General features: G+C 46.9%; 17 protein-coding genes and 1 tRNA gene. 11 read left to right on the forward strand and 7 right to left on the reverse strand.

Features of this window, described 5'->3' with window-relative positions; genetic code table 11:
• Positions 1–8: 8 nt before the first annotated feature.
• Positions 9–2,129 carry a fatty acid oxidation complex subunit alpha FadJ gene (fadJ, locus tag ACG2E4_RS09460; protein WP_395276374.1) on the reverse strand — a complete coding sequence of 707 codons (2,121 nt, stop codon included), beginning with the start codon at positions 2,127–2,129 and terminating at the stop codon, positions 9–11.
• Between the two features lie 147 nt (positions 2,130–2,276).
• The gene (locus ACG2E4_RS09465; RefSeq protein WP_395276375.1) at positions 2,277–3,581 is read right to left on the reverse strand and encodes an acetyl-CoA C-acyltransferase; all 1,305 of its coding nucleotides are present in this window, start codon (positions 3,579–3,581) and stop codon (positions 2,277–2,279) included.
• A 288-nt stretch (positions 3,582–3,869) separates the two neighbouring features.
• On the opposite strand from ACG2E4_RS09465, the gene ACG2E4_RS09470 reads away from it, so the two are divergent.
• Positions 3,870–3,944: transfer RNA gene (locus ACG2E4_RS09470), tRNA-Val, on the forward strand.
• Between the two features lie 229 nt (positions 3,945–4,173).
• Positions 4,174–4,620, forward strand: coding sequence for a hypothetical protein (locus ACG2E4_RS09475; protein ID WP_395276376.1), 447 nt, complete (start codon positions 4,174–4,176; stop codon positions 4,618–4,620).
• Between the two features lie 79 nt (positions 4,621–4,699).
• Here ACG2E4_RS09475 and ACG2E4_RS09480 read toward each other — a convergent pair whose 3' ends face one another.
• Positions 4,700–4,849, reverse strand: coding sequence for a hypothetical protein (locus tag ACG2E4_RS09480; RefSeq protein WP_395259550.1), 150 nt, complete (start codon positions 4,847–4,849; stop codon positions 4,700–4,702).
• Positions 4,850–4,899: 50 nt separating this feature from the next.
• Here ACG2E4_RS09480 and ACG2E4_RS09485 point away from each other — a divergent pair, with 50 nt between their 5' ends.
• The 5 genes from ACG2E4_RS09485 (at position 4,900) to ACG2E4_RS09505 (ending at position 12,379) form a co-directional block, all read left to right on the forward strand.
• Positions 4,900–5,241 (forward strand): Fic family protein, encoded by a 342-nt coding sequence (locus ACG2E4_RS09485; protein WP_395276377.1) that lies wholly within the window; start codon positions 4,900–4,902, stop codon positions 5,239–5,241.
• A gap of 286 nt (positions 5,242–5,527) precedes the next feature.
• Positions 5,528–6,115, forward strand: coding sequence for an RNA polymerase sigma-70 factor (locus ACG2E4_RS09490; protein ID WP_395276378.1), 588 nt, complete (start codon positions 5,528–5,530; stop codon positions 6,113–6,115).
• A gap of 275 nt (positions 6,116–6,390) precedes the next feature.
• Positions 6,391–7,335 (forward strand): FecR family protein, encoded by a 945-nt coding sequence (locus ACG2E4_RS09495; RefSeq protein WP_395276379.1) that lies wholly within the window; start codon positions 6,391–6,393, stop codon positions 7,333–7,335.
• Between the two features lie 126 nt (positions 7,336–7,461).
• On the forward strand, positions 7,462–10,905 hold the full coding sequence (locus tag ACG2E4_RS09500; protein WP_395276380.1) for a SusC/RagA family TonB-linked outer membrane protein: 3,444 nt from the start codon (positions 7,462–7,464) through the stop codon (positions 10,903–10,905).
• 25 nt (positions 10,906–10,930) lie between these two features.
• Entirely contained in the window at positions 10,931–12,379 is a 1,449-nt protein-coding gene (locus ACG2E4_RS09505) for a SusD/RagB family nutrient-binding outer membrane lipoprotein (RefSeq protein WP_395276381.1), read from the forward strand.
• Positions 12,380–12,679: 300 nt separating this feature from the next.
• Here ACG2E4_RS09505 and ACG2E4_RS09510 read toward each other — a convergent pair whose 3' ends face one another.
• On the reverse strand, positions 12,680–14,497 hold the full coding sequence (locus tag ACG2E4_RS09510) for a metallophosphoesterase (protein WP_395276382.1): 1,818 nt from the start codon (positions 14,495–14,497) through the stop codon (positions 12,680–12,682).
• A gap of 544 nt (positions 14,498–15,041) precedes the next feature.
• Here ACG2E4_RS09510 and ACG2E4_RS09515 point away from each other — a divergent pair.
• Complete coding sequence (locus tag ACG2E4_RS09515) at positions 15,042–15,203, forward strand: hypothetical protein (RefSeq protein ID WP_395276383.1); 162 nt, start codon at positions 15,042–15,044, stop codon at positions 15,201–15,203.
• Positions 15,204–15,318: 115 nt separating this feature from the next.
• Positions 15,319–15,987 (forward strand): hypothetical protein, encoded by a 669-nt coding sequence (locus ACG2E4_RS09520; RefSeq protein ID WP_395276385.1) that lies wholly within the window; start codon positions 15,319–15,321, stop codon positions 15,985–15,987.
• 131 nt (positions 15,988–16,118) lie between these two features.
• On the opposite strand, the gene ACG2E4_RS09525 is transcribed toward ACG2E4_RS09520, so the two are convergent.
• Both ACG2E4_RS09525 and ACG2E4_RS09530 read right to left on the reverse strand, forming a co-directional pair.
• The gene (locus tag ACG2E4_RS09525; RefSeq protein WP_395259558.1) at positions 16,119–16,454 is read right to left on the reverse strand and encodes a PRC-barrel domain-containing protein; all 336 of its coding nucleotides are present in this window, start codon (positions 16,452–16,454) and stop codon (positions 16,119–16,121) included.
• Between the two features lie 97 nt (positions 16,455–16,551).
• Positions 16,552–17,154: a HEAT repeat domain-containing protein gene (locus ACG2E4_RS09530; protein ID WP_395276386.1), complete on the reverse strand. Its 603-nt coding sequence runs from the start codon at positions 17,152–17,154 to the stop codon at positions 16,552–16,554.
• 667 nt (positions 17,155–17,821) lie between these two features.
• Between ACG2E4_RS09530 and ACG2E4_RS09535 the strand changes: the two genes are divergently transcribed.
• Together ACG2E4_RS09535 and ACG2E4_RS09540 are read left to right on the forward strand one after the other, a co-directional pair.
• Positions 17,822–17,986, forward strand: coding sequence for a hypothetical protein (locus ACG2E4_RS09535; protein ID WP_395276387.1), 165 nt, complete (start codon positions 17,822–17,824; stop codon positions 17,984–17,986).
• Positions 17,987–17,992: 6 nt separating this feature from the next.
• Complete coding sequence (locus ACG2E4_RS09540; protein WP_395276414.1) at positions 17,993–18,148, forward strand: Hsp20/alpha crystallin family protein; 156 nt, start codon at positions 17,993–17,995, stop codon at positions 18,146–18,148.
• Positions 18,149–18,239: 91 nt separating this feature from the next.
• Here ACG2E4_RS09540 and ACG2E4_RS09545 read toward each other — a convergent pair whose 3' ends face one another.
• Complete coding sequence (locus ACG2E4_RS09545) at positions 18,240–19,376, reverse strand: chemotaxis protein CheB (protein WP_395276388.1); 1,137 nt, start codon at positions 19,374–19,376, stop codon at positions 18,240–18,242.
• Positions 19,377–19,381 lie beyond the last annotated feature (5 nt).

Below are 19,381 nucleotides of genomic sequence, written 5' to 3' on the forward strand. Positions count from 1 at the left end.
CAGGTGTGCTACTCATAAAACGTCCCTCCTTTTGATGCTTTTCTGGTCAAGATCTCGGCAGGTTCAAATCGCGGTCCCAGTGTTTCCTGGTATTGTTGCAACTTACTGACGACTTTTGAGGCTCCACGCTGGTCGATATATCGAAAAGGGCCGCCTAGAAACGGAGGGAATCCAAGCCCGAGTATCGCCCCGAGATCCCCGTCGCCGGGGCACTCCAGGATCTGTTCCTGGAGGCACCAGGTCGCCTCATTGATCATGGCCAGCGCCATCCGCTGCTGGACGGTCTCTGTTTCCAGGTCTTTGCGAGTCGTTCCTCCAAAGAAGGCGTACATATCTTCATTCGGATTTTTCTTCTTCTTACCGTCCGACTCCTCATACCGGTAAAACCCCTTCCTGTTTTTTCGTCCCTTGAAACCGGCATCCAACAATTCTTTCGGCTTGTTGCTGGGAGTTACCCCGCGAGCGGCAAACATCTCGTTTAATACCTCCGTGATGTGGGCCGCCACGTCGATGCCGACCTCGTCAAACAGAGCGGCGGGTCCCACCGGAAACCCGAACTGCTTCATGGCGGAATCGAGCTGCTCGATGGAAATACCCTCTTCGAGCAAGTTGAGAGCTTCGTTCATGTAGGGGGCGAGGATGCGAGTGGTGTAAAACCCGGGCCCGTCATTGACCACTATCACATGTTTCCCCTGGGTGATACCAACCTGCCGGGCGGTGGCCGTGACCCAGTCGGCGGTTTGTTCTGTTTGTACGATTTCGACAAGCGGCATCTTTTGCACTGGCGAAAAATAGTGCATGCCCACCACCTGCTCCGGGCGGGAAGAGGCCTCCGCAATCCTGGCAATGGGCAGGGATGAGGTGTTCGAGGCAAAGATGCAGCGCTCGTGCGCAACCTCTTCAACCTGTTTTACCATCTTCTGTTTTAGTTCCAGGTCCTCAAATACCGCTTCTATCACCAGGTCTGCATTTTCAAATCCATCGTAGCGGCCGGTTGGAGTGACAAGGCTGGAAGTACGGTCGCGCTCAAATTCCGAAATAATCCGTTTTTCCACCTTGTCCTGCAGGTTTTGCCAAATGGTCTGTTTGCCCCGGGCTGCCTGTTCAACCGACTGATCTTTGAGCAGCACGCGCAGCCCGTTATTTACGCTGACATCCGCAATTCCGGCTCCCATCAGTCCCGCCCCCAGGACACCCATTTTATCAATATTCCGGGCCCGGTCTTTATGGGGATTTTTTTTGGCGTTTTGCATCCCAAAGAAAAGGGTAACCAGGTTTTTAGATTCGCTGGTGGCGGCCAGTCTGCCGAACGCTTTGGCTTCTTTTTTTAAGCCGGCCTCCAGTCCGTTTGTGTATCCCTCCTCTACACAGTCAATGATTGTTGGCGGGGCCGGATAGTTTCCCCTGGTATTTGATTGCGCCCGTTTTCGCGCTTTGGAGAATATGATTTTACGTCCCACAGGATTTCCCTCCAACAGCCTTTCTATGATACTGCGTTTATCTTTTCTGCGGAAATCACCGCTGTTGATGGTTGATATTGCTTTTACGGCGGCCGTCACAATGGCATCTTTATGAGTCAGTTCATCGATCAGTCCCATGTTGTAGGCCTGCCGGGGATAGATATTTTTGGCGGTCAGGAGATAGGTCAGTGATTTTTGCAGGCCAATGAGTCTCGGCAGGCGTTGCGTACCCCCGGCGCCGGGTAGTAATCCCAAATTGACTTCCGGCTGTCCCATGACGGTTTCCGGATGACTGGAGGCCACGCGATAGTGGCACGCCATTGCCAGTTCCAGTCCACCGCCCATGCATGAGCCGTGAATGGCCGCCGCCACCGGCTTGTGAAACTGTTCGAGCCGCCGCAGCAGCTCATTGCCTGTGCGACTGAGTTCCTCAATCTCTTTTGGAGCTTGCTTTTTTTGCAGCATCTTCACATCCGCCCCGGCGATGAAGTTATCCTCCTTGCCGCTGACGAGGACAATTCCCTTCAGGTTTTGGTCCCCGGAATAAGTGTCCAGAAGGGCACGGAACTCCTCGATAAGCTGTTCGTTCAGCTTGTTTACCTTTTCCCCGGGCTGGTCAAGTGTTATAACGGCGATATCGTCTTGTCGTTCAGTTGATAAATAACTCATGATGCTATTTTATAGTTAGGGGACGTTGCAAAAGCTTCACTTTTCGGGCTGTCATTATAAACCTGAAAAATTAATGTGCCTTTCGGATATTAATCCAGAGATTGATTTATTCCATTTGCAATATCAATTGGTTTTACAGCCCTGTTTTTATTCCGGATACCGTTCCAGCAGTATAGCATGACCCAGTCCGCCTGCGGCACAGGCGGCCACGAGAGCCAGTTCTCCATCCTCCCTCATCAGCCGGTTTGAGGCGGTGGTAATCAGCCGGACGCCCGTCGCCCCGAAGGGGTGGCCGAGAGAAAGCGAGCCACCCAACGTATTGAACTTTTCCATCGGTATTTCCCCGACTTTTGCTGACCTGTTTAGGTATTGGGTGGCAAATGCATCGGAATTGAGTGCTTTCAGCACGGTAAGAATCTGGCCTGCGAAAGCTTCATGGAACTCAAAAACATCGATATCGGAGAGCGATATTCCCCGTCTATCCAGCACCTCGGGGACAGCGTAAGCGGGTCCAAGTAGCAGCTGTTCTTCGGGATCCTGCGCGACATAGGTATAATCCCGGAGGTAGACCTTGGGTTTGAGTCCCAGCGCCAGCGCCTTCTGTTCACTCATGACTAAAGAGGCTGAAGCCCCGTCTGTGAGAAATGAAGAATTTCCCGCGGTAACAGTGCCGTGTGGTTTAATGAAGGCGGGATTCAGTTTTTCCAGCTTTTCCATCGAGGTATCCTCCCGGAAGCCGTTGTCTTGTGTGATGATTTCAAAACTCGGGGGCACTGTTGCGGGCAGCAGCTCTTGATCCAGCAGCCCCTCCTCTGTCGCCTTGGCTGCCAATTGGTGAGAGCGCAGCGCATATTCATCCTGTGCCTGGCGACCGATATTAAAATGGGCCGCCATGCGATCACAGCTTTCTCCCATGGTTTCTCCGGTAGAAAATTCAGAGATGGAGGGGATCTCCGGGAGCAGGTCCGAAGGGCGCAGACCTTTAAAAAAGTTCAGGTAGTCTCCAATGGATTTGTACTTGCGGGCATCCAGCAGTTTTTGGCGGAATTTTTTACGAAATCGAACGGGGATGTCAGACATCGTTTCCGTTCCGCCGGCCAGCACAATTTCGGCCTGTCCCGAACGAATGAGATTTACTGCACTCGTTACCGCCTGGTTGGAGGAAATGCAGGCCATCGTCACCGTATGGGCGGGCACGCTGTTTGGGATTCCGGCTCCCAGGGCCGCCTCACGGGCGACATTGCTGGTGTTTACATCCTGGATTACGCACCCCATGATGATCCTGTCCAGCTGATCAGGGATGATGGGGGAGCGTGCCAGCATTCCTTCAATAGCCATGCGACCAAGATCATAGGCCGACAACCTCTTATACCCGGTTCCTGAGCGCTGAAACGGAATACGTCCTCCATCTACAAATACTGCAGTTCGATTGCTTTCTGAATCAGTTGTCATTATTCACCCCTGGTCGTCAATAGAATTGAAAACTTGTCACGGTTCCAATGTTGCGCTTTTCCGAGCCTTAATCAAGATAAACGTAACGCTGTTAATGCCAGAGTAATTTCCTGTTCTCCGCCACGGATAGTAAGTGTATAACCCCTGAATGGAATAGTTGTAATAATTTACCGACAAAATGTTTTGCCAGAGCATGAATAGTTCTTATATTTGTGCTCTCTTAAAAAGGCAGTTGAGTAACAATATTATGTACTCGGCTGCCAAGTGTTATTTTCTTATTGATACTCCGGGTGGTTAGCTCAGCTGGTTCAGAGCACCTGCCTTACAAGCAGGGGGTCACTGGTTCGAATCCAGTACCACCCACATTTACATAAGTCGTTGGCCCTGAATGGGTTAGCGGCTTTTATGTTTTTCTATACTCTCCTATTTTATACCCTAATTCCATTTTTGGGTCACACAATACCTTGCTTACCGTTATTTAGCCTCTCGAATAGGTGAGTTTCTGTGCGTACTTGTATAACCCGGACTGTTCATTATTTTAATTAATCGTTGGCAAAATAGAGAAATAGAGACAAAACTAAACTATGGCAAGATGAGACAATTATTTTTTGTAATAATCCTATCTTTTATGGCTTCTTCATGTGCAGGGCCGGAGACTGTGGCAAGGGATGAAGTTGTTAACGTAACAGGATATGACTTTTCAGAATATACCGATCAAGGTTTTTTAATAACACCTGAACAGTATCTAGGGGAGTATCAGTCTATCGGACTAATAACACTAACCCAATGGCCTGCCGTAAGAAAAACGACTAGGCGAATTCCTGATTCAGATAGTAATACCGGATATCGAACCGTGGAGGAATTTTATCCTGAAGATATAAATGTTGAAAAGGCCATTGATGAAATTTATAAAGTAGCTAACGAAATGGGAGCAGATGCAATAGCTCGGTTTGATGTTACTTCCACCTCAGGAATGAATGGCGATTTAAGGGTTCAAGGAGTAGAAATATCGGGCTTTGCTATTAAAAGGGACAACTAAGTCTCATTCCGATTCTAAGGACCTATCTTTTCGCCAGGGGTATCCTGCCATTGCTAAATTGAGCGGGTTTTCGCAGTCCCTACGGGTAAAGCCTGAAACTGAATATCTGGCCACCCACAATATGATCGTTGTCCTCATAATAGCGGATCATCTCGGTAAAGGCGCGGTGGGAAAGCTCTTCTGGGTCGGTGGTTAGCTTGTTGCTCTCTTCCAGCAGCAGGTCAAACATACTGTCGAGACACTATTGGATTTGGCGGCACGAAACACCAGCGGCAGCGCATGCGATTTAAAGGAACCAGTTCCTCCAAAATTGATGAAAAACTGGATATGGCTTTTTCCCATCTGGTTATAGATCCAGGGGATCCCATCGAAAATGCAATGCGATTTTACCAGCGCTTTGTCTATATCCACCCTCCTTATGATGCTAATGGCAGAATCGGGCGGGTAATTGTATCTACCTATCTCAACTTGTTTGGCTATTACGTCCAGTGGGGAGAATTCGATGGTCCTAACAATAGCAAATTCATCAATAAGTTGAATACTTGTCACGAGAGAATGGAAGCGGCCATACTTTTGAAGAGTATTTTGGGTATCTCCTTTCTTTTTTCAAAAAGTATGTGATATCCGTAGATGAGTTGAGTGATTTTGAAAGGGAATAAAAAGAATTTTGACTTACTTCAAATAGTTGAGTCAGACTTCTTGACCCTTTTTGGGCAAATAGTGTTCCTAATTAAACGAAAACCAGGAAATCTGAGCAGTCCTAAAATTTTGCGGTAGGTTTGCCTAAGTCCGACCATCACTTTAGCCGTAACATATTCTTAATCTAATTATAATAGTTACAAAACCGAGTTTCCCTTCCGATGTGTTAATATTTACTGCGTGATTTCACCGTCAGTAAATATGGAAGATGGACAAGCACAGCAATATCAAAGATTTAGCCAGGCGCCTGCGGATATCAGACCAGCAGGCCTTTTCAGAACTATATGAAATCTATCACGGCAAGCTTTTCCGATTTGCCCTGAGCTATCTGAATTCTGAAACGGAGGCCGAAGATGTAGTACACGATCTGTTTGTAAAGCTTTGGGAAAAACGGAACCTGATTCAGCCGGATCAAAATTTTGATTCCTACCTTTTTACCTTATCAAAGAATCATATTCTCAATGTGATCAGAAATAAGAGAGTACGGCGCGAGTGCCACGATGAAATTCGCAGCTCAGGCTTAATTCCCCGTAATCCAACCCTTCAGCGTATTTCAGAAGCAGAGTATCAACACTTATACGACCAGGCACTGGCACAGCTCCCAAAACGGCGAAAAGAAGTATACCTGCTAAGCCGGCAGGAAGGTCTCACCTATAAAGAAATTGCCGACAAGCTGGATATATCCAAAAATACGGTAGAAGTTCACATGGTCAGGTCTCTCAAATGCATTCGGCAGTCCCTGCTCAAAAAGGGCGATAATCGCATCCGGACGTTAATACAGCAACAATATTCCTGACGAATTATAAGGCAACACCATTCTCTTTTATTCCGCAGAAGGCGGCTGAAACGGATCCGGCTGGAAAATCACCGGATTTAAACCCAACACTCCTATCTGCGTGAATCTACCTGATTCGCATTAGTATGAATGTTTAATGCAAATGGGAATAATGCAGCAATTCCCTGTCTGACATAGCACTTCCTCCCCCGGTGTTAAATAATTGTTAACTGCGTAATGGTTTTTGGCTGACTGTGTGTATAACCAGTAGCTAACATGAAACCAATACGCTACGAATGACCAAGCACCACGATAATATACACAAGCGACGCTGGGAAAAAATAAATGAAGATCCCCTTGAGGATGTGCGTCGGAAGCGGATAAAGAACAGAATACGGCAAACACTTTCATTCGAAGAAGATCCGGTGAAAGCCACTTCTATTTTTTCCCTGAGCAGAACGTACATGGCTGCGGCATCGCTGCTGATACTGGTGGCCGTATGTGTAGGACTATTCATCAATTTTAATGCATCATCCAGCGAACAAGTAATGACAAAATACAGCACAACGGTAGGAGAGACCCGATCCATCACGCTCCCCGATGGCTCTAACGTTTGGTTAAATGCTGAGAGTAACTTAAGGGTACAAGCGGGTTATAACGAGCAGAACCGCCGGGTGGCCCTGGAAGGAGAAGCCTATTTTGAAGTTGCCCCTGATCCGGATCGCCCGTTCCAGGTACAAAGTGACGATTTGCTAACCCAGGTGCTTGGGACCCGATTCAATATTCGATCCTATCGCTCTGATCCCGTACGTCAAGTAACTGTCACAGAAGGTAAGGTCCGGGTTAAAAAAGCGACAAAAAATGAAGGAATAAACGTTGAGAAGCAATCTACGGTAGATCTTGGAGTGGGAGAGCAATTGGAGATTCGGCCCAGCGATGATCGGCTTATTAAAAAGAAGGTTGCCAAGGCTGATCGCTTCACATCCTGGCGGAAAGGTATTTTGCTTTTTGAAAAGACCACATTACGGCAGGTGGCTGATGAACTTTATCGCCGTTTTGGAATTACAATGCTCTTTGCGGATCCCGAGCTCACCAATACGCGCATTACCGGTCGCTTTGATGATGAGAACTGGGAAGAAATCATTGAGATGATCTGCATTTCCACAAATTTAGGCTACAAAACCGTTGATTCAACAGCAACAATCCATCGAACAAAAACAGAAATGAAAGGAGGACAATGATGGCATAGACACTACATAAAAAAGCCGGATGTGCGGTAACACACCCGGCTGAATAACTCAAAAAACAGCAATAGTAATTACTGTTTACCCCTATACGGGGTGAGCTTGCAAAATTAAAATTAAACTATGAAAAAGTTATTATCCAAATCAATTCTATTTGCCCTGGTTTTACTTTTTTCCACTCCGGGGTATGCCCAGCCAACACAATTTAATGAACTGGCTCAATACCAGTTACAGATTCCGGGCCAAGACCAGGTTCTCACCATAACCAAGCAGAAGGTATCATTCGTAGCAGCCATCCAGAAGTTAGAGCAGCTAACGGGTTTATCTTTCATCTATAGCCAGGATAAAATTAATCTTAACAAAAAGGTCTGGCTTAAAGCAGACCAACAACCCCTGAATGCCGTCCTCGATGAATTATGTGGCCAAGTGGGCGTTTCATATCATCTTCGATCCAACAAGATCATACTTTCAGCTGAAAACGAGTATTCACATATTTCAGCTTTGTTTCCATTCAGTGGGCAGGTACTGGACGGCGATTCAGGACTGCCACTTCCGGGCGTAAACATCCGTGTGAAAGGTACGGACCGGGGAACAACGACTGACAGTGAGGGTACCTTTTCGTTCAATGATCTGTCGGAAGGGGATCTGCTAGTCTTTAGCTTTATCGGTTACCAGGATAAAGTGGTGAGGATTCAAGATTCCGAAGAAATCACAGTGCGCCTCTATCCGCAGGCCAGTGAGCTTTCCGAAGTGGTGGTAACCGCTTTGAATATAGATCGGGAGCGCACCCGGCTGGGCTACTCCATCCAGAGTGTGAATGGAACCGATCTTGACAACAGCAGCGAAACGAATGTCGTGAATGCCCTGAGCGGGAAAGTCTCCGGCATTAAGGTGACCAGTGCCGGCGGGGGCATCGGCAGTTCATCTCGTATTGTCATCCGTGGCGAAAATTCCATTACCGGGCAGAACCAGCCATTGTTTGTGATAGACGGTGTGCCGGTGGATAACAGCAACATCAAGTCTGGAACGGGCAGCTTTCGTCCGGATGCCGGGGGCAGCAAATCTGCTATAGACTACGGGAATACCATTAGCGATTTGAACCCGAACGATATCGAGTCGATAAGCGTGCTCAAGGGACCTAATGCGGCCGCACTTTACGGCTCGCGTGCCGCTAACGGTGTGGTACTGATTAAAACCAAGACCGGACAAGGTGCCGAAGGAATTGGGGTTACAGTTGAGTCCGGAGTGTCCTTTCAGCAACCGATGATTCTGCCGGATTATCAAAATGAATACGGTCAGGGCGTCGGGGATAATTTTGAATTCGTGGACGGTCGCAATGGCGTTAACGACGGTTCCGATATCAGCTTTGGACCGCCCCTGGATGAGGGACTTGAATTTGTTCAGTTCAATTCCAACGGCGAGCCAGCACCGTGGATATCTCATCCCGACAATGTGAAAGACTTTTTCGAGACGGGCACGAAGTATTCAAACAATATTGCCATTACCGGCGGAGGAGAGCAGGCTGACTTCCGGCTGTCGTTCACCAATACCGAAGAAACGGGCATGGTCCCCAATACGGACTTGGGTCGGAATAATATTTCACTAAATGCAGGCACCCAGCTAACTGACCAGTTTAACGCCCGGGCTTCCGTAAACTACGTAAAAACAAGCAGCGGAAACCGTATGGGAGGCGGTTACGACGATCAAAACGTGATGAAACAGTTTTTGTGGTTCGGCCGGCAGGTTGATATTCCCGCCCTGAAAGCCGAATACCAGGATCACGGTAACGAAGTGAACTGGAATACCAACTACCACAATAATCCGTACTTTATCGTAAACGAAAATACCAATGCACTGGACCGCGACCGCCTGTTCGGAAATATTTCCCTTTCCTACAACGTAACCGAATGGCTTACAGCCCAGGCAAAAGCGGGCATCGATTTTTTCAACGATGTTCGGACGATCAAAAGAGCTTATAACGGGATTGAGTTTCCGGAGGGCGCGTTCACCGAAGATGTCTATAAAATGTCGGAGCAGAATTATGAGTTTTTGCTTCGCGGTGAACAGAATATTTCCGAAGATTTCTCACTCGATTTTTCGGCCGGCGGCAACTGGATGAAACACACCATGCGGCAAAATCTGGTGCAAGCGCGGCAGCTGGCGGTTCCCGGGGTCTATAATGTGGGAAATGCAAAAGGGATCCCCTTAGCCCAAAATCGATATGAAGAAAAACAGATCTACAGCGTGTACGGTCTTTCGGAGCTGGGATTCCGCGACTACCTGTTCCTGGAGGTGACGGCCCGAAACGACTGGTCGAGCACCCTGCCGTCCGATAACAACTCCTATTTCTATCCGTCCGTATCACTGAGCGGCGTGCTCACCGAGATGTTTGATATCTCCGATAATGTGCTTGATTACGCCAAGCTGAGAGCCAGCTATGCAGAGGTCGGTTCCGACACCGATCCCTACCAGTTGAACCAGGTGTACAGTACCGCTGTCTCCAACTGGGGTGCCATCACTACAGCATCAGAATCGAACACGATTCCCAATAAAGATCTTAAACCCCAGATTACCACTTCCTATGAAATTGGGGCCGATCTCCGCTTTTTGGATGGAAAACTTGCTTTTGATGTGACCTGGTACGACATGTACACAAAGAACCAGATCGTCAGTTCAGGCATCTCAAGTTCTTCAGGATACAAGTCACAAATATTTAATGCCGGTAAAATTCAAAACAGAGGAATTGAAGCGTCTGCATTTATTCAACCGCTCAATGCTTCAAGTCCATTCCAGTGGGATCTGACCGTCAACTATGCCCGCAATCGGAATGAAGTGCTGGAGCTGGCCGAAGGGGTAGATCGCCTGCGGCTGCCAAGTGGACGTCTCTTCAGGCTGGACGTTGTAGCAGTTGAAGGCGAACCTTTTGGTTCATTTTACGGTCGTGGTATGAGGCGCACCGAAGATGGTGAAATTATTTTCAAATCAAACGGTCTGCCAGATCTCTATGACGAGGGACAGATCCAGGGGAATTACCAGCCTGACTGGACTGGCGGTATCTCCAACACCTTCAGCTACGATGGTCTTTCGCTGAATGTACTTATTGATGGTAGCATCGGTGGAGAGATTTACTCCGGCACCAACGTGATTGGCCGTCGTGCCGGTGTATTGGCCTCTACGCTTGAGGGGCGCGAAAATGGTATCGTTGGAGACGGTGTCGTCGAGAATCCCGATGGATCGTACAGCCCGAATACCACCAACGTTTCGGCCTCTTCCTGGTACCTGGGATATTACGGGTATCACAACACTGAGGTGAGTATTTTCGATGCCAGCTATATCAAGCTCAGGGAAGTGACGCTGTCATACAATCTGCCGTACAGATGGCTGCAAAACCTGCCAATCAAGTCAGCCGACGTCTCTGTTACAGGACGCAACCTGTTGTTGCTGCACAGTAACGCTCCTAATATTGATCCTGAAACGGCCATTGCCAATGATATAGCGCAGGGACTCGAGTTTGGCCAGATCCCTTCCGCACGGTCCGTCGGCTTCAATATTTCCCTCTCACTCTAACGATTTAAAAACAAGTTTATCAATCATGACTACTCAAAAATCTTTATTTCTTGCTGTACTGTGTCTTGTCGTGTTTATATCTGGATGTGATGAGTCACTGACGGATGTAAATTCAAATCCCAACAGCCCGACAGATGTAGATCCCAATATCATTCTACCGTACGCCACGGAGAGTGCCGTAGACCTCTACCAGGGGGCAGCCGTGGGTATGGAGTTTGGAAACCTTATCGTCCAGCACTGGGCCCGCATCCAGGGAACGGACAAAGATCGCTACATATACAGTAACTCTTCATTCAGTAGTTTTTGGGAAGGTGGGTATTCCGGTCCGCTGATGGACTTCCAGCGCATCCAGAAGCTGGGAGAAGAGCAGGGAAATCCCAACTACCAGGCCGTGGGTATGATTATGAAAGCCTGGTACTTTTCGCTACTAACAGATTCGTTTGGCGATATCCCGTATAGCGAGGCCCTGCAGGGTATTGACGGTGGCGTTACCCAACCGGCGTTTGATCGCCAGGAAGTTATCTATACCAATCTGCTGCAGCAGTTGGAAACGGCAAGTTCTATGATTGTAACCAACGATCACGAAATCAGTGGTGATATTCTTTACAGCGGGGATATGAGCAAATGGCAGAAGTTTGCCAATTCCCTCCGTTTTCGTCTGTTGATGCGTATTTCCGGGAAGGAAAATGTAAGCAGCAAGCTGGCAAGTCTGGTGCAAAACGACAATATGTTTGACTCCAATGAGGATAACGCCCAGCTGGTGTACCTTTCCAATCCGCCCAATCGACATCCCATCATTGAGCTGCCCTCCGGCCGACGCAACCAGTTCAGGGTCAGTAAAACGCTGGTTGATCGCCTCAAACAGCTCAACGATCCCCGGCTGGAAGTATATGCGGATACCACGCAGTACACTTCGGCAACCAAGCCACAGGATAGCCTCTATGTAGGCGTGCCGAACGGCCTTATGCCAGAGGATGCTGCCAAGTTGGGTATGGACCGCACCTCAAAAATCGGGTCGGCATTTCGTAAGGCTGAGACGCCCGGCGTAATAATGACTTACGCTGAACTGAATTTCCTGATGGCCGAGGCCGCCGAAAAAGGATTTATTTCCGGTTCGGTGGAAAGTTATTATGAGAAAGGCATTCGGGCGTCCTTTGATCAACATGGAGTTACCGGGGTCGACAGCTACCTTTCCGAAGCTGAGGTTGATTTTGATCCCGCAAATGCCCTGCAGCAGATTGGCGAACAGAAGTGGATCGCCCTCTACGGACAAGGTTTAGAAGCCTGGAATGACTGGAAACGAACCGGCTTCCCTGACCTGGAGCCATCCATCGCCAATGACAATGACGACCAAATTCCGGTCCGCATGGAATATCCCTTCTCGGCACAAATCACGAACCAGCAGAATTATGATGAGGCGATTAGCCGACAGGGAGAAAACAGTATCAACACGCATGTTTGGTGGGATGAATAAGCTGGACTAAATCCAGAGCCAAACACTCAAAATTAAGGGGAAGGATGATAGCTCATCCTTCCCCTTTTTCATGTTTAATAGCTGCCTAAACGGCAAATATCTTAAATGTGAAGTATTGGTTCGCGGAAATGACCAACTCCAGACCCAGGAAATTACCGTCTAGTGTGTATTAAAAAACTAATAATGTGGAAATGAAATCCCATTTTGGAATGCGATAAACCTCAATATATAAGCATGATAGGGTTCGGTTTTTCTATTCGTAAAATGAACACCTAAATCCAGAGTTGTTGGGGTTTTGCCTTATTTTGTTATAGTCAGTTCATCAAGAACCTTTCGATCATTGTCAATAGCCTGGAATAAAATTGTATCAGCCCGAACTTGCCAGCGTGTAAAATGATGAGTAAATAATACTGTATCCATTTTGGGGTAATCAGAAAGTTCCGGTTTTGTAGTAATATTACCACCCGCTCCTCCGGTCACAATATAATACGTAGTTTGATTCCCATATTGTTTGATCAATCGCTCGTACGCATGACTGTGCCCCGCAACCACAAAATCGATATTGTACTTTTCGATAAGAGGTTCCAAGGCCTCGCGAACCGAAACTTCCCCGTGGTAGCCCGGCCAGCCCTGTGCATATGGTGGATGATGCAGCACAATAAAATGCCATTTAGCATCAGTCCAAAACGGCTTCTTTAGTTCACTGACCAGCCACTTGTATTGGTCAGAATTTGGTTCAATGCCCACCGGAAATGTGTTATGTGGATCAAGTGCAATAAAAGCAGCATTACCACTGGACCAAGAGTAGTAGGTTCTGGGTGGTTCGTTACCATTACGGGCATATTTATGAAAATCCTTGGCGATCATGGAATCGTAAAAACCGTCATAATCGTGGTTGCCTGGCACCAGGTATACCGGGGTGTGAGCACTCATCGGGTGCAGGGTTTGCAGTAGCTGTGTATACTCTTGCGGGCGCCAGGCTTGGTCGGCCAAGTCGCCAACACCTACTGTGAATTCAAGTGGATGCGCCTGCATGGCATGTACCACCTGGTCAAAAGTTTCCCACCCGCTCTGGCTGTCGCCCCAGATAGCAAACTCAAAGTGGGTGGTGTCCCTCGGAAGTTTAAAGGGATATACCCTGGAGCGATTTTCATGCTGTTTTATTTGATAGTAATAAGTTTTGCCGGGCTCCAGGTTTGATAGAGATACCTCATGCATTCTATACGATGAATCACTTTCTATGGTATTATTCATAAGTTCAGGGTCAGATCCCCAAATAACCTGATGCGATGTGGGGATATCTGTTTCCCACAAGATCGATAACTTCCCTGGACCAACGTGCTGCAGATAGGGTGGGGTTTCAAAATAGGGCAGATGTTTCAGTGCTTTTTCAGCACTTGCCACAGTCTTTTCGGTTGGATTGTTTATTGCTAATAAAATAGTGTTGACTGTGGTATTAGATAGTTCTTCAAACTGAATCGCCTTTTCAACGAATAGCTCAACTCTTCGGTATAATTTTCGATAGCGTTCATAGTGCATGAATTCCTGATGGTTGTAAGCGTGTACAGAGTTGAGTCCGCCATGCATGGCATTATTCAGCACGCGGATCACCAGCTTTTTAGGTGAAGAGCTGGCGGGGAAATGAAAAAAGCGTCCGCGATATACCGGGATGCGTTGCCCGCCGTACCAGGCCTGCGCACCATCATCAGCATTGATGCGGAGGGTGACGGGGCGCGGGAATGCGATTTGGGTGACGTACCACATTGGGCTATCCGGCTCCAACAGTCGATGGCGTATCGTCACAGGTTGCAGTGAATCCGGCAGGTCGTGGAGGGTTACATCTAGTCGCTCTGAAGAAGCACCCTTGGCGTACTGCCAATTTATATCTGAAAATATATTCAGCCGGTGTGGACGACTGGGAACATCAAGTCGCTTGAAGGCTTTTTTTATTTTATGAATTTCAGCAGAATGCGATTGTAGAGAAGCTTCGAATACAGATTTACCTGTACTTTTGCCCGGTTGCTGTCTCTGACAGTTACCTGTTGAATGGAGGAAAAGAACTAAAATGACTGGGAGTACTATCGCGATATGAGTATTACGTAAGTGTTTTGAAAACATGGTTAGGTTTGTGTAGAACGGTTAATTTTGAACCATTCTACACTTAACATGAGGTATAACCACTACACTTTATACTAAAAATCATATTACTTTTTATGGATCTACTTATGCCACATTTTCGACGCCCCATCCCATCCGAAAATTTGCAGTACCAACTGAATTAGCCAGTAGAGGTGCCGTTATTACTTAAGACGATGCAAAACTGGCTCAAACAAGGCTATATGGACGAGGTCGCCACCAAGATCGGCCCACTAAGCAATAACTGCGGTGACTCCGTAAGGAGAACCGTCACCTCAAGCAAAGGCGACAGCTTGGTTTGCCAAGGAGACCAACGCAACTCTTGAGAACTAACTCATCACGTTCAAGAACGTAAAAGGGTATTTTAAAAAAACAATCTATCCCAATCTGTCCCATTCTTTAACACCCCATTGCACCCTGTTCCAGCCCATCCCGGGGTATTTTTCCTAATTTGAATTAGTGTTACGTTGATATCAGTTATTGGTCACACTGACGCAATAACCCCATGCCAACGAACACGAAGCCAATGCCTGAAACGCTGGAAAATAAGCCGAACGAACCCCAAGAGCGGGACTACGCCACCTTCCTGCTAGAGCTGGAGCAAGGCCTGCCGATTTTTGGGCGCATTACCGGTACTACTAACGGGCTCCAGCAAGTAGAGAAAGAGCTACCGTTCAACTACCGGTAGCCCTTCAATGTGGTAAAAGCAATATTCACCGGGCCTGTACTCTCTGCACACCGGCATCGACGAAGATATTGTGATCGGCTTTCGCATTGACCCACCCGAGGATCAGCCCGATACTTTGGGCCAAGAACCTGCTGCCGCCAGCAGAGCCGCTCCTGAGAATTATTACCAGCAACGGGCCCTGCGCCTGGAAGGTGAGCTACATGACGCTGATCGCAAAATTCGCCAGCTCGTCGATGAAATCATGGGGCTCAAGCGCCAGCTCTCCGAAGACAAAACGGCTACGCTGCTGACCCACCAGCGGGAGCTGGCCGACCTAAAGGAATCCCACCGCAACGAGATTGACCGGCTCAAGGAAATGCACCGAAGTGACCTCAAAGCTCTCGAAAAAGAGCTCGCAGAACTGGAAAAGGTGAAATTCCGCATGGAGATGGAGCAGCGGGCCGGCGGCCGGGACGCGGGCAGCCGCATGCTGGATATGCTGGAGGAGAATGCCCCCATGTTTTTCACCGTGATCTCCCAGCTGTTTGCTGGCCAGGGAGGACAAAAGCAGCTATTACAACCACCGGCTGGTACTCCCTATATCAGCGAAGAGGAGGCCCAGGCCCTGGCCAAGGCGCTCAAAACCGAACTAGAACCGACCTCTCCCCAGCCCCAACAACCTGATTCCCACCTCGCTTGCAGCCAACTACTAAGCTGTACGAGCACCGACGTGGGTCCCCATACCCGGCGATTGCTCACCGATGTCATCAGCGAGCTGCAGAAGCTCGTCAAAGCCAACCGGTGATGATATCCTGGTATTGAAGGCGTCTTGAACCGGGCTTCTCAACTGGTAACCACCTGTACTCGGTGTGAGGAGATCCGCGAGTTAATGGAGGCTCAGATAAATAACACAAAAAAGCTTTGTTAAAATAATTGCTATGTATATAGATGGAACTCTGAAAACCACGGCGCATCCTGATCCACCTCATATACACGTTGATACTTCGTAAAAGTATGTGTGGTACCTGTGATATCTGACAATCGTTCTACGCTTGATAATTTTTGTTCTTCGATTTCAAAAAAAATGCCATTCTCCTGATTATTCTTAAGTCTCATCAAACTGTTGGGAATCGCAAAGTGACGATGCATTTTACCCACGAAATCCGCATAGCATAACATAATATAGAGTATCATCCCATCCCCCGGGTCAATCATGATATTTTGAATAACTCCGACATCCTCTCCATCCCTGTTCTTTACTTTCCTTCCCATGATATTCGTTACTAATTGAATAGAACTCCTCATCACATTTTCCCTTTCGATATTATTTCACCCTATCACCCTATTTTGGGGGTTGGGATATGAACGACTACTTCAACAATTCATCTTGCACATTTATGATTTTGTGGCGACACCGAGCAACCCAATGGGACTCCTTTTTGATAAGTTGCTTATCCTTTAAGGCTTTTTTCAAGATCCATCTGATGTTCGGATCATTTGATAACAGCCAATGTTCAAACATCGGTTTTCCCTGCTCCGGGCAAGCAAGGATGGCACTGCTCCAGCAATAACCCAATGCTTTTTTCAATAATTTATATTCCCGGGTAGATGCTTTCGCTCCGGCAATACTGTTCATTGCTTTTTCAAGTAAGTGGAAAGTCTCTCTTGCATAACTGGGATCCCGTAAAAATTCCTCCCTGCAAATACTCGTTAGGATTGCTCTTTGTTCATACATATTTCCATTAATCCAGTCTTTGCCGATAATAAACAATTGGCCCACATCATGTTTCCCAATAATCTGTAGTGCTTTTTTTACGGCCTCCCGAATTCGCCAGCGTTCATCGGAAGCGGCTCTTCGTAAGAGCTCAACGGCATTTTCCTTCCCTTCAATGACTAGTCGTCCCAGGCCCAACACGCCACAAAAAGTCAGGAACTCTTTAGGGGAGTTCTGTGGGGCATCTTTCTCCGACATAGATGCGTATTCCTGAATTACATGTATGCCGGCTGTTTTAGCAAATGCCTCGGCTAGTGAAAGGTTCTGGCGATTATAGGGCACCCCTGCGTTCCGTAACAGATATAATCTGCATGATCTATGCTTGGCCAAATCCTGGCAATATTTTTGGACTTTATCTTTCATTTTACATGCAGGTATGTATGCACCTGGTTTTAAATTATCCTATCCCCCACAAATCGGAAGATCTGATGTTATTTGCTTAGACTTTAATTCACTGCTGGAACTATGTTTTGCCTTAGTGAGCCATAGCTTAAAATTAAATATTAAGCACTTTTAACCGGGATGAGACAGTAACGCCAAATTGACCTCAGGGCATTACTCTGAATTCATTAGAACTTTTTAAAGATAATTTAAGAATGACCTTCTGTGAAGCGGAAGAATACCTAAGAGGGTGTAATAAAATTCCTTACATCGGTTTAAAAAATCAGACTAATAGTAAGAATTCAAAACAGAGAAAATGCAGGCGAACCTTCTAAAGACTTGTGATCAACAAGATCAACTCCCGTTCTACTGGTGTTCGTTTTAAGAATCGGAGAAGAGTTTTAGCCTGTCAGAATCAACTAAATAGGTAGCTGATCCAGCTGTCAACAGGTTTTCGATAACCACAATATCTGTTTCCCACGTCATGCTTTTGCCTGCAATTACCTTTCCGAATTTTTACGGCTCAAATGGTAGTTATAGCCGCATCGTCAATGAACTGATTCCTTTTAGCTGGCGGCTTGATGATGAATGGGAATCTGATATCAGAACCTGGTCACCCAAACTGGATATGGAAGAGACCAATGAATAATATGCTATTGAAGTCGACTTTCCCGGTTTGTCCAAAAAGGATATCAGGATCAACGTTCAGGACAATGTTCTAACGATTGAAGGTGAACGGGAAAAGAAAGTGAAAAAAGAATCAAACGGTTACCTGCGTAGTGAACGATCTTTTGGCAAATTTCAAAGCTGAAAAGAGTAAACGTAAAGCAGCACTCATCGAATAATTGCGCAATCATAAATTATCGGAGAGGAGATCGGGTTTTGGTCCCCTATTCTACATTTCATGTGTTGTTTTGAATTTTGTTTTCAAGAGAGGTCTGATGAATGCTATTTTCATCTGTGGAATGAATTTTAATTGAAATTATGGAAGCCAGCTCATCCGTAGTAAAATATCCGCTGACCAATTTTTCTTTAATCATTAATAAAGGCATATCAGGAGCCAGTGAACTACCCGGATCTTGAACAATAACATGCCCACCCGCTTCCTTGATCCTTCTACACCCTTCTAAACCATCGGCGCCAAAGCCACTTAAAATTATTCCCAGCACTTTGTTACCATAGGAATTTGCTGCTGAATTGAAGAGCAGATCTATGCTAGGCCGCGAATTGTTGACTCGTGCACCACAGTGAACCTTTAAAAAACTACTGGTATGAGATTCCCGAACAATTTCAGTGTGATACCCGCCTGGAGCAATCCATACCGTATCGCCGGACAGTTTTGTCCCGTCATATGCTTCCCTCACCTGTATTTGTGATTTTTCATTCAACAGGGTTGCTAATTGCCTTGTATAAATTTTTGGAAAATGCTGAGTAACTACAACTGGAACGTCTAAATTAGGAGGGAGTTTAGGAATTATCTTCAACAAAGCATGTGGACCACCCATACAGCCGCCGATAACAATCACATCTACTACTGACAAACTGTTTGGGCCCGTTGATAATTCTTCGAATGAAGTCCGGGCGTCTTGACCTGATTCTGCTCTACCGATAAGTACTGAATCCAGATTCTCTATCTTTGATGCGGCTTCAATTGAAATGGCCAGGCGCTTCTCAAGATGGTCATAGGCAAAAAGCAGTGAAGTGTTTGGCTCTGGTTTTGTAATAACATCTACAGCGCCATTCTGAAAAAAGGTACTTGCCGCCTTGGCGCCCTCCTCCGTTCTCGCGCTCAATAACAGTATGGGTAAATTTGGGAAGTAGTTCCTGATCAAACGAAAAGTAGAGTCCGATCTTTCATCTTCAATACTTAAAAGTATAACATTAGGATTATAATCAGTGACTATTTTCTCCAGATCCTCTACAGCTTTATCTATACTTATGCTATTTATTGCGAACTTGGAGGTATGAGTTAACACTTGAGCGATAGCCCGACGAGCCAAGATCTCACCATCAATTAATAAGACGTCTATGCTATCCATATTGC

Origin of the sequence: Halalkalibaculum sp. DA384 (assembly GCF_043951955.1) — a bacterium.
Taxonomy (GTDB): domain Bacteria; phylum Bacteroidota; class Rhodothermia; order Balneolales; family Balneolaceae; genus JAMQKA01.

What these genes read in the sequence shown, in the direction of transcription:
- ACG2E4_RS09545 (WP_395276388.1), bottom strand. Translation starts at nt 19,376, where the DNA reads ATGGATAGCATAGACGTCTTATTAATTGATGGTGAGATCTTGGCTCGT.
- ACG2E4_RS09490 (WP_395276378.1), top strand. Translation starts at nt 5,528, where the DNA reads ATGGACAAGCACAGCAATATCAAAGATTTAGCCAGGCGCCTGCGGATA.
- ACG2E4_RS09495 (WP_395276379.1), top strand. Translation starts at nt 6,391, where the DNA reads ATGACCAAGCACCACGATAATATACACAAGCGACGCTGGGAAAAAATA.
- ACG2E4_RS09480 (WP_395259550.1), bottom strand. Translation starts at nt 4,849, where the DNA reads ATGTTTGACCTGCTGCTGGAAGAGAGCAACAAGCTAACCACCGACCCA.
- ACG2E4_RS09500 (WP_395276380.1), top strand. Translation starts at nt 7,462, where the DNA reads ATGAAAAAGTTATTATCCAAATCAATTCTATTTGCCCTGGTTTTACTT.
- ACG2E4_RS09515 (WP_395276383.1), top strand. Translation starts at nt 15,042, where the DNA reads ATGCCTGAAACGCTGGAAAATAAGCCGAACGAACCCCAAGAGCGGGAC.
- ACG2E4_RS09475 (WP_395276376.1), top strand. Translation starts at nt 4,174, where the DNA reads ATGAGACAATTATTTTTTGTAATAATCCTATCTTTTATGGCTTCTTCA.
- ACG2E4_RS09510 (WP_395276382.1), bottom strand. Translation starts at nt 14,497, where the DNA reads ATGTTTTCAAAACACTTACGTAATACTCATATCGCGATAGTACTCCCA.
- ACG2E4_RS09465 (WP_395276375.1), bottom strand. Translation starts at nt 3,581, where the DNA reads ATGACAACTGATTCAGAAAGCAATCGAACTGCAGTATTTGTAGATGGA.
- ACG2E4_RS09485 (WP_395276377.1), top strand. Translation starts at nt 4,900, where the DNA reads ATGCGATTTAAAGGAACCAGTTCCTCCAAAATTGATGAAAAACTGGAT.
- ACG2E4_RS09525 (WP_395259558.1), bottom strand. Translation starts at nt 16,454, where the DNA reads ATGGGAAGGAAAGTAAAGAACAGGGATGGAGAGGATGTCGGAGTTATT.
- ACG2E4_RS09530 (WP_395276386.1), bottom strand. Translation starts at nt 17,154, where the DNA reads ATGTCGGAGAAAGATGCCCCACAGAACTCCCCTAAAGAGTTCCTGACT.
- fadJ (WP_395276374.1), bottom strand. Translation starts at nt 2,129, where the DNA reads ATGAGTTATTTATCAACTGAACGACAAGACGATATCGCCGTTATAACA.
- ACG2E4_RS09505 (WP_395276381.1), top strand. Translation starts at nt 10,931, where the DNA reads ATGACTACTCAAAAATCTTTATTTCTTGCTGTACTGTGTCTTGTCGTG.
- ACG2E4_RS09535 (WP_395276387.1), top strand. Translation starts at nt 17,822, where the DNA reads ATGCTTTTGCCTGCAATTACCTTTCCGAATTTTTACGGCTCAAATGGT.